Origin of the sequence: Microcystis sp. LE19-8.1F, from assembly GCF_027531715.1 — a bacterium.
Lineage (GTDB): Bacteria > Cyanobacteriota > Cyanobacteriia > Cyanobacteriales > Microcystaceae > Microcystis > Microcystis wesenbergii_A.
In genome coordinates this window covers 1-15,081 of sequence record NZ_JAPZSO010000152.1, presented here as the reverse complement: position 1 = coordinate 15,081, position 15,081 = coordinate 1, and the positions used below count along the sequence as shown (strand labels likewise).

At 45.1% G+C, this 15,081-nt stretch carries 12 protein-coding genes; 2 read left to right on the top strand and 10 right to left on the bottom strand.

All coding sequences use genetic code 11. From position 1 onward, the window contains the following. The 4 genes from O9334_RS15055 to gcvH all read right to left on the bottom strand — a co-directional run. On the bottom strand, positions 1-400 hold a 400-nt coding region (locus O9334_RS15055), incomplete at its 3' end, for a type IIL restriction-modification enzyme MmeI (RefSeq protein ID WP_353737872.1). Positions 401-472: 72 nt separating this feature from the next. Beyond that, positions 473-1,060, bottom strand: coding sequence for a hypothetical protein (locus O9334_RS15050; protein ID WP_045362172.1), 588 nt, complete (start codon positions 1,058-1,060; stop codon positions 473-475). Positions 1,061-1,301: 241 nt separating this feature from the next. Further along, entirely contained in the window at positions 1,302-2,474 is a 1,173-nt protein-coding gene (moeB, locus tag O9334_RS15045) for a molybdopterin-synthase adenylyltransferase MoeB (RefSeq protein ID WP_045362175.1), read from the bottom strand. A 159-nt stretch (positions 2,475-2,633) separates the two neighbouring features. Continuing rightward, on the bottom strand, positions 2,634-3,029 hold the full coding sequence (gene gcvH / locus O9334_RS15040; RefSeq protein ID WP_002737085.1) for a glycine cleavage system protein GcvH: 396 nt from the start codon (positions 3,027-3,029) through the stop codon (positions 2,634-2,636). 175 nt (positions 3,030-3,204) lie between these two features. Here gcvH and O9334_RS15035 point away from each other — a divergent pair, with 175 nt between their 5' ends. Next, on the top strand, positions 3,205-5,913 hold the full coding sequence (locus O9334_RS15035; RefSeq protein ID WP_288000889.1) for a bifunctional acetate--CoA ligase family protein/GNAT family N-acetyltransferase: 2,709 nt from the start codon (positions 3,205-3,207) through the stop codon (positions 5,911-5,913). Between the two features lie 290 nt (positions 5,914-6,203). Here the strand turns inward: O9334_RS15035 and O9334_RS15030 are convergent, their stop codons facing one another. The 6 genes from O9334_RS15030 to O9334_RS15005 all read right to left on the bottom strand — a co-directional run bounded on the left by O9334_RS15030 (position 6,204) and on the right by O9334_RS15005 (position 12,468). Beyond that, entirely contained in the window at positions 6,204-7,397 is a 1,194-nt protein-coding gene (locus tag O9334_RS15030) for a glycosyltransferase (protein WP_045362181.1), read from the bottom strand. A gap of 60 nt (positions 7,398-7,457) precedes the next feature. Further along, entirely contained in the window at positions 7,458-9,863 is a 2,406-nt protein-coding gene (locus O9334_RS15025; protein WP_288000885.1) for a methyl-accepting chemotaxis protein, read from the bottom strand. 102 nt (positions 9,864-9,965) lie between these two features. Then, on the bottom strand, positions 9,966-10,466 hold the full coding sequence (locus O9334_RS15020) for a CheW domain-containing protein (RefSeq protein WP_045362187.1): 501 nt from the start codon (positions 10,464-10,466) through the stop codon (positions 9,966-9,968). A gap of 92 nt (positions 10,467-10,558) precedes the next feature. Beyond that, positions 10,559-10,924 carry a response regulator transcription factor gene (locus O9334_RS15015; protein ID WP_045362189.1) on the bottom strand — a complete coding sequence of 122 codons (366 nt, stop codon included), beginning with the start codon at positions 10,922-10,924 and terminating at the stop codon, positions 10,559-10,561. Positions 10,925-11,270: 346 nt separating this feature from the next. Further along, positions 11,271-11,765, bottom strand: a complete 495-nt coding sequence (locus O9334_RS15010) for a response regulator (RefSeq protein WP_288000892.1) — start codon at positions 11,763-11,765, stop codon at positions 11,271-11,273. A gap of 121 nt (positions 11,766-11,886) precedes the next feature. Further along, positions 11,887-12,468 carry a DUF4388 domain-containing protein gene (locus O9334_RS15005; RefSeq protein ID WP_190381688.1) on the bottom strand — a complete coding sequence of 194 codons (582 nt, stop codon included), beginning with the start codon at positions 12,466-12,468 and terminating at the stop codon, positions 11,887-11,889. Positions 12,469-13,193: 725 nt separating this feature from the next. Here O9334_RS15005 and hmpF point away from each other — a divergent pair. Then, positions 13,194-14,813, top strand: coding sequence for a pilus motility taxis protein HmpF (gene hmpF / locus O9334_RS15000; RefSeq protein WP_045362192.1), 1,620 nt, complete (start codon positions 13,194-13,196; stop codon positions 14,811-14,813). Positions 14,814-15,081 lie beyond the last annotated feature (268 nt).

Below are 15,081 nucleotides of genomic sequence, written 5' to 3'. Positions count from 1 at the left end.
CAACAAAATTGCTTAATTCAAATTCCCATTGATTGCCCGAATCTAAATCATATAATTTAAACCGTTGAAAATCCGAGACTAAAATATAACGCGGTAACTCATGTTCCTTTAAATTGGGAAAATAATCCTTAGCCTGTTGTGTGGCCTTTTCTAAATCTTTCCCCTTCGATTTATGCTCAACTAAAATCGTTCCTTTCCAGAGTAAATCAATAAAACCCTGTTTATTATCTGCTTTTTTTATCGGTTGCTCAAAACTGGCCACCCTACGCCGTGAAATGCCAAAGACATTAAAAAAATCATTCCAAAAAGACTGAGATTCTGCTTTTTCTGAAGTCTCTCCTTCCCACTCTTTTTGAAAAGCGATGGCGCGATTTTTAATTTCATTCCAACTTAAAGGCATAGTTTTAATTCCTTCCCTACCCCCCTACGAGTCTGGGTAGGGACCCTGGCAAATTCGTGGAAATAATCTTGATTAAAGTCTCTGGTCTTGATTTTGGGGATAACTGGGGAATAGATCTCTAGGGAAATCCTCGGCACTTAAACAGGTTTGTAAAGCTTGGGAGGGGTTATTTTTGTCCACATCACGACTGACAGCGATAACGCATTCGGAAAAGCGCCCCGGTAATAAACTTTGACGACAGGAATCTAAAATCTGTCTAGAAATCCCTAATTTATCGGGTTCCTTGGCTGTTTCTGTTTCCGTTTGTTTGGGGGAATTAGCGGCAAACAAGGGGGCAGCGCGATGGATATCGACCACACAATTACCTAGGTCGATGGGACGACGCACTTGAAAACAAGCTTGCAGAGCCAGATTACCATCGATCGGAGTTTTGGATTTAATCATCACCACACACCGGGATAATTCTTTAGGAATTAATGCTTCTGAACAAGCGGTGGCGGCATCTTGGGGACTCACTCCCGTGCGGACAATCTGACTGATACAGGCACTAAATTGATTATTGTTGCCAAATGCGATCGCTGTTCGGTTCATTTCTACTAAGCCAAGGGAAATAGTAGCGATTGCGCTCCAACTAGCAATTTTTTTAATATGGTTTTTCATTGTTTGCTCACACCCAAGATTTTAAGGCTAACTCGCCCTGATCTTAACAGATTCACGGGCAATGGGGGAATGGGGAATGGGGTAGGGTTGATTCATGAATCAACCCTACCTTGAATCAACCCTACCTTGAATCAACCCTACCTTGAATCAACCCTAGGGAGATGGGGGGATAGGGAATGGGGGAATTCAACTAATACCCCAAAACCCTAAAACCCCAACCCCTAACACCCAAGAGCCACAATTAGTATTCTGGTACAGTGGAATCGACTTCGCGACTCCAGGCGCTGATACCACCTTTGACGTTAATTCCTTCGATACCTGCCTCTTTGAGGATAGCGAGGGCTTTAGCGGAACGTCCCCCCATCTTACAATGGGCGATGAGACGATAACCGTTGACTAATTCCTTAATTTTGGGAATTGCCGCACCATTTTCGATATCGGGTAGGGGAATTAACACCGAGTTGGGAATCTTAGCGATTTGGTACTCGTTGGGATTACGCACATCGATGAGAATGTAATCATCGGCATTGCTGTCAAGTAGGGTTTTTAACTCTACTACGGTCATTTCTGTCATGTTTTGCTGTTCTGCTGCTTCTTGTGCTTTCGCTTGCGGGATACCGCAGAATTGTTCGTAATCAATTAGTTTTTCAATGACGGGACGGATGGGATTCGGGCGCAATTTTAACTCGCGGAATTTCATTTCCCAAGCATTGTAGAGCAGTAAACGACCACTGAGGGTATCCGGTGCGCCGAGGATAATTTTAATGGCTTCTGTGGCTTGAATTGTGCCGATTACTCCGGGTAAAACCCCTAAAACGCCGCCTTCCGCACAGGAGGGAACCATCCCCGGTGGTGGTGGTTCGGGATAGAGATCGCGGTAGTTGGGACCACCTTGGTAGTTAAAAACGGTTGCTTGTCCTTCAAAGCGGAAAATTGAGCCATAGACGTTGGGTTTGTCGAGAAGAACACAAGCATCATTAGTCAGATAACGGGTGGGGAAATTATCCGTCCCGTCGATGACTACATCATAGGGGGCTAAAATGTCAAGGGCATTTTCGGAACTTATGCGGGTTTCGTACAAATCCACCTGACAATAGGGGTTAATTTCTAGAATTCTGTCCTTAGCGGAAACAATTTTCGGTTTGCCTACCCAAGAAGTGCCGTGAATAATTTGACGTTGCAGATTGGAACTATCGACGATATCGAAGTCAACAATACCGATTCTACCGATGCCAGCCGCCGCTAGATAGAGTAAAAGCGGGGAACCGAGTCCCCCGGTGCCGATGCAGAGAACACTGGCGGCTTTTAGTTTTTTTTGACCTTCTAAGCCCACTTCGGGCAGAATAATGTGTCGAGAGTAGCGTTGAACCTCCTCTTGGGAAAGTTCGATCGCCGCGAGATTAGGATTTAGCATAGATTGGGTAAATAGTGAAACCTCACTCGATTCGGGCAAGAATTTCGTCTCAGCACGGTTTAGAGACAAAAATCAGGAAGACTCGATCGCTTCCTGGATTTTCAATTCTGTCTATGATTATGATAGTGTGAGGGTCTGGCTCCGTGTTGTTAATATTAGTTAACTTTCCCCTGCTACTTGGGCGCGGTATTCACTAGCGGAGAGGGTATCAGCCAAGGCAGTATCGGGATTTTCTACCCGCACTTTTAATAACCAACCCTCCCCGTGGGGATCATCGGCAATTAATTCGGGGGAGTCAATCATCGCTTGATTGCGATCGACTACGGTTCCCGAGACGGGAGGATAAAGATCTTCTACCGCTTTTACCGATTCAATCGTGCCGAAACTACTACCTACTTCCAGTGCCTCTCCCAATTCGGGCAATTCTAGAAACACGATATCACCCAATTGATCGACGGCAAAAGCACTAATTCCCAAGGTAGCGATTTCACCTTCGAGTCTGACGTATTCGTGGGTTTCTAGGTATCTCAAATCCTCGGGATATTCCAGTTCCATCGTCTGTCTCTAAATATTTACAGCATCAGTTAGTTTACTAGATCTCTTGGGGAAAATGTTGATCGGGTGGGGATGTTTTATACTAAATCCTGTTTGAAAGGTATAGAGAGTGGGAAGTGGGAAGTGGGAAGTAGGAAGTGGGAGTGGGTTTTTAAAGTTCTTGGGAGCGTCAATTATGTTAAATCCCATCTTAGAGCCTCGTGGTGGCGAACATCAAACCATAAGAGCCTTTTTTGAGCCAAAAACCATCGCTGTGGTGGGATTTAATCGCCAAAATCCCCAACTCGATCGCACTCTTTTAAATAATCTCTATCATAATCCCGGTCAGCACCGTCTTTATCTAGTTAATCCTCACCCCGAAAACTGGCTCGATCTTCCCAGCTATAGCAGTTTAGAGGATATCCAGGCGGCGCTCGATCTGGTAATTATCACCGCCCCCGCTCCCGAAATTCCCGCTATTATCGCCCAATCTGTCGAAAAACAGGTTAAATGCGCCCTGATTCTCTCCACGGGTTTTCGGGAAACCGGCCAGATGGGGGAAAATTTACTCAGGGAAATTAAAGCGATCGCTGGTCAAAAATTACGCATTATCGGTCCCCATAGCTCAGGAATCTGCAATCTCAGTCAAAATCTTAACGCTACCTTTTCCCCCATCCTGCCGAAACCCGGTTCAATTGCCCTGATTAGTCAAAGTGGTGCGATCGCTGCTGCCGTGCTTGATTGGAGTTTAAGCGAAAATGTCGGTTTTAGTCACTTTATCTCTCTCGGAGTCCTTTTAGATGTGGATTGGGGCGAATTACTCTATTATTTGGGAGACGATCCCCAAACCAAAAGCATCGTTATCTACCTGGAATCCCTCAATAATGCCCGCTCTTTTCTGTCCTCGGCCCGAGAAGTTGCCCTAAATAAACCAATTATCGCCATTAGTCGCCACAGTACCGACTTTGACCCCACTTCTCTTTCCCATGCTGGCAAATTGACCAGCGATCAGCTAACTCTCTCCGCTGCCTTTGCTCGCTGTGGCATCGTGGAAGTACAAAGACTGGCCGATCTCTTGAATATCACGCAAGTTTTAGCGAAAATTCCCCGATTTCCCCGGGGAAAACGCTTGACAATCATCAGCAATGGTGTGGCTCCCGCTCTTTTAGCGGCCTCGGCTTTACTGGCGGAAGATGGACAACTGGCAACCCTTACCCCCGCAACGATCGCGCAACTAGCGCCTCTTGTTCCCGCAGATATCGTCCCCCAAAATCCCATCGATCTGCGTCGCGGCAGCGATCCCGATAGCTACGCTCGCGCCCTAGAGATCGCTTTAGCGGATGCACATACCGACGCGGTGTTGATGATTCTCTCGCCCCGCTTTAACACCGATCTGCGAGAAATTGCCCGTAGCATCGCCTCAATCGCTCAAAATAGCAAAAAACCCATTTTAGCAAGTTTGATGGGGGGAGAGGGCATTGCAGAGGGAGTAGCGTTATTAAATCAGCAGGGTATCCCCACCTATCGCTATCCCGATTCGGCAGCCCGGGTGTTTAATTTGCTCTGGAAATATGAGGAGAATCTGCGCGGTCTTTATCAAACGCCAATTTTAGCCAATTCTCAGGAAAATGGCTCCGATCGAGTTTTAGTGAGCCAGATTATCGAGCAAGCAGGGGATAGAACAATTCTCAGTGAGCCAGAGTCTTTGGATATACTGAAAGCCTATGGAATCCCTGTTATTGTCACTAAAATCGCCCAAAGTGCCGCAGAAGCAGTTAATCTCGCTGAATCTCTCGGTTATCCTGTGGTGATGAAACTGTATTCGAGGACGATTATCCATAAAAGCGCGGTGGGTGGGGTACAATTGCCGCTTTTTTCCCCCATGGCAGTGGTGCAAGCGTATCAGGCGATCGAAGCTAATGTTAGCGCACAAGTGGGTGGGGAGCATTTTCTCGGGGTGATTATTCAACCGATGTTAGAAATCGATCGAGGATATGAGTTAATTATCGGCTCTAATTACGATGATCAGTGCGGACCGGTGATAATTTTTGGTACTGGTGGCCGTTTAGTCGATATTTTTCAAGATTACGCCACCGCTCTACCTCCTTTAAATACTAATCTCGCGCGCCGACTTTTAGAAAAAACCAAGATTTATCGGGCTTTTCAGGGACTAAATGGGATTAAATCGCTTAATTTGGCGAATTTGGAGCAAATAATCGTTAGATTTAGCCACCTGGTTAGTGAACAACCTCGCATTAAAACTATCGATATTAATCCCTTTTTTGCCGATTCAGAGCAATTAATCGCTCTTTCCGCCTCTATCCTTCTTCATCATCCAACTACTCCCCCAGAAAAGTTATCTCATCCGGCGATTCGTCCCTATCCCGAACATTATATAGGGCTTTGGACGACGAAAAGAGGCTTAAAGGTGCTAATTCGTCCGATTCGGGCAGCGGATGAGCCTTTAGTGCGACAATTTCACCATTATCTCTCGGAAGAAACCATTTATTATCGTTATTTTCATCTTGTCAATCTCGATCGCCAAACCGCTTATGATCGTCTTACGCGCATTTGTTTTATTGACTACGATCGAGTAATGACTTTAGTGGTAGAGATTAATAAAGATCAGACGGAAGAGCCAGAAATTATCGCTATAGGACGCTTAAATAAACTGCATGGCGTTAATGTGGCGGAATTTGACCTATTAGTTAGGGATGACTATCAAGGTCAAGGTATTGGTACAGAATTACTACAGCGTTTAGTCACTATTGGCAAAAAGGAAGGATTAGAGGGAATTGAAGGGGAAATTTTAAGGGATAATCGCGCTATGCAGATGATAGCCGCTAAAGTGGGGTTTTCTCTCTATAAAACTGCCGATTTTGTCAAAGCGGAACTTGAATTATGAAGCCTTTTTGACCAGCTGATCAAGCAATGGCCAGATAAATTTTGGCCAACTTATGATAAATTCTCACAAATTAAATTACTTTCATGGTGATTGATCAGATTAGCCTAGTTATTGTTTTCCTTCCTAGAGGCTGAATCGGTAGTTGTCCTGAAGGTAGTATAACAGCATAAAAATAGATAAATATAAATTTAGTTAACTGAATCTCCCTTATCTTTAAGTTTTCGATGCTATTTCATCATTAACCCTCCTTGATTAAGAAGATGATTCAATAGGGATTGTTCATCCTTCAATCAACTTGCTCCCAGAGCTTTTAGGGTTTCTTGCAGCATTTCAGCGCGAGAGACATTACCCTGATCTTTCAATAATTGTAGGCCTTTTTGCCAAATCTCGATCGCCTCATTATAACTACCGAAAACTATATAAGCAACCCCTAGATTTTGGTAAATAGCGGGATTATCGGGGTTTAACTTGAGAGCTTTTTTATAAGCTTTAATCGATTCTGGTAGCCGGTGCAGTTGCTTGAGAACCAGTCCTAAATTATAGTAACCATCGGCATACCTAGGATCAATTTCTACGGTTTTCTCAAAGATAGATAAGGCAGTTTCGTAGTTTTCTGCTTCGTATAATAGCCCACCGAAATTATTATAAGCACCCAGTTTTAATTGATCTAAAATTGGCTGCTCGATTGCTTTGATAAAATGATCGGCTGATTTCTTAAATTCATCCACTGAATAATAATAATTAGCGAGATGATAATATAACTCGTATAAAATATGCGGATTAGAGCCATGGCATTTTAAACCATGTTTAAGCAGCTTAAAACCCTCTTTATCCCTGCCAATCTTCAGATATAACCCTCCCAATTTACTACACACATAGGGATCGTGGGGATGTTGTTTATAAAAGCCCTCCATCGCTTTTCTTGCCCGTGCAAACTTATCTAAGCTGGCTATTTTATCGACGGTGTAACCGTAGTGAAAGATAGCAATTTCTGGCAGTTCAACTATTTTCCAATTAGGCTCTTTTTTTAATAAGATGGCCACATTATCATCAATAATTGAGTGATAGGGACGGGTAAAAGTGACTTGAGGATGTCGGCGAAATAGCCTGGAAATTAGAGAATAAGGTGATTGTACGGCTCCGATTTCATGGCGGATTAAATTAATGACTAAATTTTCCTCTTTTTCGATTGCTCGACGCATTTTCGGTACGATAGCCGGATTTAATTCCTCATCAGCATCAAGGACTAAAATCCAATCGCCAGTAACATATTTTAAAGCCTCATTTCTGGCATCGGAAAAATTACCCTGCCAATCGTAGCTAGGAACTATGGCACCGTAACTTTTAGCAATAGCGATCGTATCATCGGTCGAACCTGTATCCATAACGATCATCTCAGCCACCACCTCTTTCACGCTATCCAAACAGCGCCGGAGATTTTCGGCTTCATTTTTGACAATCATGCAGAGACTAAGTTTAGGCATAACTTTACTCACTCTAAGGGATAGCAGCTAATCAATAACCCACTGATTACCGCTCACCGATTATTTATTATCCTCCGAGTCTACCTTAAACCGTTCTACCGAAGAAAGCAGCTCTTGCGAGATACTAACCAATTTTTGCAGAGAACCCGCCACCCGTTGGGATTCTTGGGAAGTTTCCTGAGCGGTTAACTCCACCGACTGCATAACTTGGGCGACATGGAGGGAATTATCCCGTTGTTTGACCGTATCGGCGGTAATTGAGCGCACCAGCATATCAATACGGTTAGAAACTTGGATAATATCTTTTAGGGACTTCTTCGCCTGTTCCGAGCGCTCGGTGACATCTTTAACCTGTAGAATCCCCTCCGCCATCGCCTCCACTACCTTTGCCGTTTCCTCTTGAATTTGCAAAACTATCTGTTCAATTTCCTTAAGAGATTTAGCGGATCTATCGGCTAACTGACGCACCTCATCGGCCACAATCGCAAAACCCCGGCCCGTCTCTCCTGCTCGCGTCTCTTGAATCGAGGCATTAACAGCCAATACATTAGTCCGCGAGGCAATCTGAGAGATTACCGCCACAATTTTCGATATTTCCTGCGCCGCTACCGCCAAACGCTTCACTTTTCGCTCCGTTTCCAATACTGTCTCGCGGATTTGCCTAATTCCCGCCCCGGTTCTTTCCACGCAATCATCCCCCTCCAGGGCAGCAATCGAGGAAGTGCGGGCGATTTCTTCGGCTTCTCTGGCGTTTTCTGCCACCCTTTGAATTGAGTCGGTCATCATCTGTACCAAATCAAGGGTTGCGGCCAATTCCTCCGCCATCCGCAGGGCTTCGCTGGACTGATTGCGGGCGAAAGATTCACTATCGGTTGTACCCTGATTCACCTGTTTGGCCGCTTTTTTCACCTGTCGGACAATTTCGCGCAAGTTTTGGATAGTCGAATTAAAAGCATCAGCCACCGCACCTAAAACATCGGCGCTTACCTCGGCTTCCACTGTCAGATCCCCCCTAGCGGCTCCTTCCACATCATCGAGAAGTCGAATCACTTGCCGTTGTAGGTCTTCCCGTTCCCGTTCCGTTTCGGCGGCGCGGCGTTGGGCTGCCCTGGTGGTAGTAACCACTACCCGGGCTACCTGATTAAAACGATTGGCCAGTTGACCGAATTCATCTTCCGAGTAGATCGTCGCTTTACTGTTAAAATTACCTTCCGAGAGATGATCGAATTGGCTTTGCAGATCGTTGAGACTGCGCTTAATCTGACTAATTAGCAACTGTAGGCCTAGCCAAGTCACGGCAAAGGTTCCCACACCCGTTACTAACATCTTGGTAAGGATAAGTTGACTAAAGGGGGAAAGGCTGGCTGGGGCTGGTTTCGGGGCAACTTTTTCGGTTTTTTCCTGACGATTTGGGGCCGGTTTGGCAGCAAATAGAGAAGATAGCCAAGAGGTGATACTAACAGCAAAAATTAACACCACCGGGGTAATGCCCGCTAAAGCCGCTAAAATTAGTTGCTTTTTGCCTAAAGAAGCATTGACGAAAAAGGCTAATTTGCCCGGATTGACTTCCACCACTGGCTTGAGCAAGCGCTCGGAAGCGGCGGGGAGATGACCATCTCTCTTATCGTCGGGTATGTTTGGACGGGAAGGATTAAAACTAGGCTCTCCCACACCAGAACTGGCATTAAGGGGTTCACTGGGTTCGGTGGCCAAACCACCACTTAAAGCTTCCTCTCCCGAACGGGTAAATAGGTCTGAATCTCCTAGACCGTGGGTCATACCCGTCGCACCCATTCGGGAAAAACCGTCTAAATCCTCATCATTGCGTTTTGGTTCCCTAAAATCTCTGGTGTCCTCCTCCTCGTATTTTTTTTGAGTGACTCTGCGCTGATTACGGCCAGTTTTTGCCGCTTGTCGGTGGGTCGGTTCCGGGTCAATGACAAAGGTGCTTTCCCCTATAGTGTCGGTAGAGGATAACTCTGCCACCGTCGGCCCGCCGATATCCCCCTCATTGAAAAGATCACTATCCCCATCCATGCCTTCATTTTGCCAATCGGGGTCAGCCGCTTGCGACTCCCCAGACCGAGAATTGCTCAAACCTTGACCCGGATCGAAGTCGGCCTCGCTGTAGGCAATGGCTTCCGTAGCAGCGATCATAAAATCTTCATCCTCGTCTTCAAAAGGCAATTGCCGAATCCGATCAAGACCCCGTCGAGCATAATCCACCAGATCGGAGCGAGTGGGGAAATTTTTAGCCAATTGCAGCACCTTTTCGTAACGTTCCCTGGCCAAGCTGTATTGTTGTAGTCCTAGATGAATGTGACCCTGTAAAAGGATGACATTAGCATCCTCGGGATACTTGGCGATCATGTCTTTGATAATCACGGCGGCATCCTCAAGGTTGCCCTGGCAATAGGCGCTGTTAGCCTGTCCATAGAGTTTTGCGTATTCTGTCCCTGACGGCATTTGCCTCTCCCCTAGTAAAGTTAAAGTGGTGAAGTAGTTAGTAATTTCCCGAAAGAATGGCTATAAATCATCATCATCATCTGCTGCTACTTTTTTGAGATTTTAAGCCGCCCAACGGGCAGAACGGAGTAGGGCCAGATGATCGAGTAGTCTTAAGGTTTTTGGGGATTCTTCGCCCAGAATCCACTCTCCCCGCACGTATGGAGCGATCTGATCGGGAATGCTGGCGGCACTACCTAGTTTATTTAGGTCAAGCCATTCCATATCTCCCAAACGTTCCACCGCTAAACCGAGTATCGTTTCCTGTTCTTCGATCGCAATTACGGTAATTTCGGCTCGTTCGGTGTTTAAGCGCTTGTTATCCCCCAAAAATTGTCCTAGATCCGCCACCCAGATCACTTGACCCCGGAGATTGATCACGCCGAGGAGCAAGGGTGAAGCATTGGGCATGGTGGTAATGCGATCAATTGGTTGCTGCATCACCTCGCGAATGCCCACGGCACTAAGGGCAAACTCGTCCTGAGAGGGTAGATAGAATCGCAAGTGCAGTTCACCGACGGGAGGAGGAGCGTTACCGGCAAAAAAATCAGCGTTGTTAAGCATTGCTTTTGTTCTCTTGCAACTATATGGTTCGGGCGGCGTTTTTAGCTGTCTTGACCTATACCATAGCTAGACTGTCCGCGGCGAAGGCAATTTTATCGGCGCAGCAGTTGTTTAATAGTACCAATGAACTCAATTGGCTCAAAGGGCTTGACAATGTAGGCATCGGCTCCGATTTTCATGCCCCAATAGCGATCAAAAACTTCTCCTTTCGAGGAACAGATGACCACCGGGACATTTTGGGTTTTTGGATCCGACTTGAGACGACGACACACCTCATAACCATTCATCTGGGGCATGACGATATCGAGGACGACTAAATCGGGATTAACCCTCTGAATATGTTCGAGTGCTTCTACCCCATCTTTGGCGCTCGTGACCTTAATGCCGCTCTTGCGGAGTAGATCACAGATCCATTCCCGTTGCGTTTGGCTGTCTTCTACCAGCAATATTTCACTCATAACTCCCTACCTAGCTAGGATCGCAAGGACAACAATAGATAAATAACGCGATGTGCAACTATATTTTTAGTCTTGATTTACAAGGCTTTCAGAAATTAGCAGAGATAAAGTATCCTCTGGAACCCTGATTCTGTCGTTTTTAGTGGCACATCGCGTTAAATATGCCCGATAATAGTTCCCGTTGACCGGATGCTCCGAAATTGCTCCCATTTTTGCCTCCAAAACAATCTGAAATTTATGACGGGCTTTCCCTCTAAACAAGGACTTGATTGACCCTTTCGGGCTTCATCTCTATATTATATTTCCCAATTCCACTGTCAAAAACGACTAGCCAAAGGAATTTTTTTCAGCTATCAGTTATCTTGAAGCCGTCAGCCGCTACTCCGTCAGCTTTTTCTCCCGTCTCCCCACTCCCCACCCCCCTATCCCCCTGAACGTATTTTTCCAGCAGCAGTAATAATTCATTTTCGCTGAAAGGTTTGCTTAAATAATCGGTTGCCCCGACCATTTTGGCTTTTACCCTTGCCAGCAGACCCTCTTGACTGGTTAACAGAATGATCGGGGTATGCCGCAAAGTTTTGGTTTGTCGCCAGAGATGACAGAGTTGATAACCGTCTAGTTTGGGCAGGGCGATAGCGCAGAGAATGAGAGCGGGTTTGAGCGCTACAGCTTGACCGAGATATTCTAGGTTATCACCCAAAATACTACAGGAATAGTTATAATTTTCGCAAATAATCCCGACTTTTTCACGAATGCTGGGATCGTCATCGATGAACAGAATCCGAGGTGAGGGGATTAGTTTTCCCTGGCTATCTCCCCCAGAAGTTCTCAGGTTATCCACCAGACGCAACCAGCCCCTTTGGGCGTAGGGATAAAGATTGCGGGCAATTGTTATCGGTTCTCGCTTTAAATAGCGCGATAGTTGCCCTAGGGTGAGGCGGCGTTTAGCCCATTGACTGAGATTACTTTCGGCCCGGCAAAACCAATTCTAATTCTTCCGGCTGGCTGAGAGTGATCAACTGGTTGAGGTGTTGGCTCTGGGGATAAAATTGTGGCCACTGTTGCCTTTGTCTGGCAATTTGGGGAATTAAGGGGCTGATTTCTCGGGTTAGGAGAGGAAGAGCGATCGCCGTCCCCCAACTAAAGCTAAAGTCACCTTTTGGTAAACTAAACAAATCGAAAAGGGTTTCGAGAATCATCGCCGTCAAAATTTCTCGACCTCGCTGGGGAGTTAAGCTATTCTTGGCTATTAATTGCCATAGATAGGCGTATTCAGGGATATTGATGATTTCTCTCCGGTTATCGTCCCCTAGTTCTTCTCTAACTTTGATTCTGTCGGGATATAAATAATCTTGCCAACGGGTGAGGGGAAGAGTGCCGGACTCGCTCCCGTTGGCAATTTGACCGTTGACAAAAAACAAGAACCATCCTCTCCCTGCACAGGCAAGGGCGGAGGCTTCAATTAATAGTTCTCCTGTTCTTTGTCCTAATTCAATCAATGGTAAGATACTGCGAGTGTCAATCTCATTTAAGCTTCCTTGCATAATTTCTCGGAATCTCCCCCACCAGACGCTATTTCTTTTAGTCCAGGAGAACTTATTCCCTCCTCTTGTCACTAACAATGGATATGATAAGCTAATTGTATAGCAGTTTTCATCAGAATGAGGCATGGGCAAGGGGCTTAAACCCTTTGTTAGCAAAACTTGTCGATACCTCAGTAACGTGAAAAGCACTATAGCAGTTTTCATCAGAATGAGGCATAGGCAAGGGGCTTAAACCCTTTGTTAGCAAAACTTGTCGATACCTCAGTAACGTGAAAAGCGCCATAACATATTTTTCAGTAAGCTTGACTGCATTCAAACTGTACTGGGCAATTTTCAGGACAAAATTCCTAGCTTCTTCGCCTTGCTTCTGGCTTTCATGGTGTCTTAACCGATCATTTAGATGGGTGGTCAGCTGATTCAAACTTCAGCCAGAGGAGAAAAGAGGCAGAAAACACGAGCCGATTGATGAGCTTGACTGGCGATTTTTTTGAGACTAGGACAGTAAGTTTGCCCTGAAAAATCTTCAAAAAATTTCTTCTGGGTAAAAGGGAAAATTGAGAACAAATGTATGTATCAAAAAGAGAAACTATCTCAAATGACAGAAACTAAAAATTTTTAGGGATCAGATGGGTAGACTAAAACCATGGAGGGGCTGCTCCTAGTCTTGAGCGCCAAGTCTCTCTAAAACCAATTACAAAAACTTTTATGATAGAGGACTACTACTCGTGCTATACCTTGCAGAAGTAAAAAAACAGACTAAAGGTTTTATCGGCGGTTACAAAATCGAATTGAAACTATTGGCTTGTCAGCATAACGATCAGACGTGGAGTGCCATACCGGGGAACGATACCCTAACCTACGATGAAACTAACTCCAGGGGTGAAGGCGCGCTTCTCTTGGTGAATTTGAGCAATAATCGTCAACTGCAAGGAAACCCAGAATTAGCGGGAGCGGAGATGGTGCGGCAACTGCAAAAGATTTCCCGTTTGATGGAGCGCAGCAAGGAAGATCAAGAGAAAATCGAGCAGTGGAAACAATCCCTCACCTATCAAAGCGAGATTCTCAACCGCCAGAAAATGGAAATGGAGGCAAGAATTGAGCAAATTGAGCAAATAGAGGCAGAATTCCAGTATTTAGATCACCAAAGACAAGAACTGGAAACGCTAAAACAACAATTAAAGGAGCAACAGCGAAACCTGGAAGAAGGACAAATAAATTTCAACTCCTCCCCCAATCTTTCCCCAGAACAAGAACAATTTATTCGCTCCCTAGCGGAACGTTTAGCTAATAATCACGACCAGGGCAATTCTCCCTCACCAATTCTCCATTCCACTCTTGAATCCGTGCAGGGACAACAGACAATTTTAAATAGTTGTTGGCAGAGTTTAGAGGAGCAGAAAAAAGCGATAGAAGATCGTCAGGTCGCCAACGAACAAATGCTCAATCATCTCGAACAAAGCTCTAGGGAATTACAGATGAGTCGCAGTGCTTTGGAAACAGCTAAAGTACAATTGCAAATACAAGAAACTATTCTGAGTCAAAAACAGGAATTATTCGAACACCTTAACCTCACCCTACAAACCACTGATTCTAACCGACAAATGCTTCTTCGTCTCGCCCAAGGGCAAGACCTAGATTTTGATGGTAAAATCGATCTAGAAGCTCTTGAAAAAATGCCTTTAGAAGAATTGGAGAGCTTAGTTAACAATTTACAAACAGACCTCGATCGCTTGGAAATTTTTGTCAACGACCAAGAGGAAGAATTAACTCTCCAATCCCAAACCGTGGAAGAATTAGAAGCAAGAATGGCCAGAATAGATGAATCTGAGCGAGCCAATTTCGCGGAAGAATTAGCCGAGGAACAGGAAAGAAAAGGAATGCTGACGGAAACTTTAGTTGGACAAAGACGTAATCTTCGGGAAAGGCAAGCTATTCGCTCTCAACACCTGAAAATTATGCAACGGAGACAGGGAATTTTATCCCCAGAAGATGCCCAAAAATGTAGTTTTGAACCAGTGTTAATTCTGTTGGCTGATGATTATCAAAATAATCTCGAAGAAAGTCAACGCTTAGCAGCAGAAATCAAGCGACTACAAGAGGATTTACAAAAAACCAGAGATAGTATTGACGGTCAATGGTCGGATTTAGAGCAAAAAACTCGTGAATTTGAGGAACAGGAGCGACAATGGCACGATGCTAATCTGGCATTATTGCGCTTAAAAACTCAGGTACAACAGTACGAAACTTTCCTGCAACCCGTGCAGGATCATCTCGATCAAATCCGTCAAAAACTAGAAACTATCTCCCAGTGGTTGACACCTATGGAATCTAATTCACCCTATTAACAGTTAGGCTTAATGGGGGCTTCTTGAACAGATAATACAGGGCAATCCAGACAAAGATGTCGCTGTTTTTGCCGATGACTTTTATAGCTTTTTATCTATGAATAAAATAATTTATAGCAATTTAACTCTATAGCGGTAAGCGCTTGAGTGAGATACAGACCAAGCTTTGCCTAGCATGGTTTATAGCTTGTGACACTGTACCTAATACGACTGCACACCGCTATAAGCTAGTGAGGTACACATATTTTTCTTCCCTTTTGACTTTTGC

Coding starts and splice junctions, on each gene's coding strand:
- O9334_RS15050 (WP_045362172.1), bottom strand. CDS start 1,060: ATGAAAAACCATATTAAAAAAATTGCTAGTTGGAGCGCAATCGCTACT.
- moeB (WP_045362175.1), bottom strand. CDS start 2,474: ATGCTAAATCCTAATCTCGCGGCGATCGAACTTTCCCAAGAGGAGGTT.
- gcvH (WP_002737085.1), bottom strand. CDS start 3,029: ATGGAACTGGAATATCCCGAGGATTTGAGATACCTAGAAACCCACGAA.
- O9334_RS15035 (WP_288000889.1), top strand. CDS start 3,205: ATGTTAAATCCCATCTTAGAGCCTCGTGGTGGCGAACATCAAACCATA.
- O9334_RS15030 (WP_045362181.1), bottom strand. CDS start 7,397: ATGCCTAAACTTAGTCTCTGCATGATTGTCAAAAATGAAGCCGAAAAT.
- O9334_RS15025 (WP_288000885.1), bottom strand. CDS start 9,863: ATGCCGTCAGGGACAGAATACGCAAAACTCTATGGACAGGCTAACAGC.
- O9334_RS15020 (WP_045362187.1), bottom strand. CDS start 10,466: ATGCTTAACAACGCTGATTTTTTTGCCGGTAACGCTCCTCCTCCCGTC.
- O9334_RS15015 (WP_045362189.1), bottom strand. CDS start 10,924: ATGAGTGAAATATTGCTGGTAGAAGACAGCCAAACGCAACGGGAATGG.
- O9334_RS15005 (WP_190381688.1), bottom strand. CDS start 12,468: ATGCAAGGAAGCTTAAATGAGATTGACACTCGCAGTATCTTACCATTG.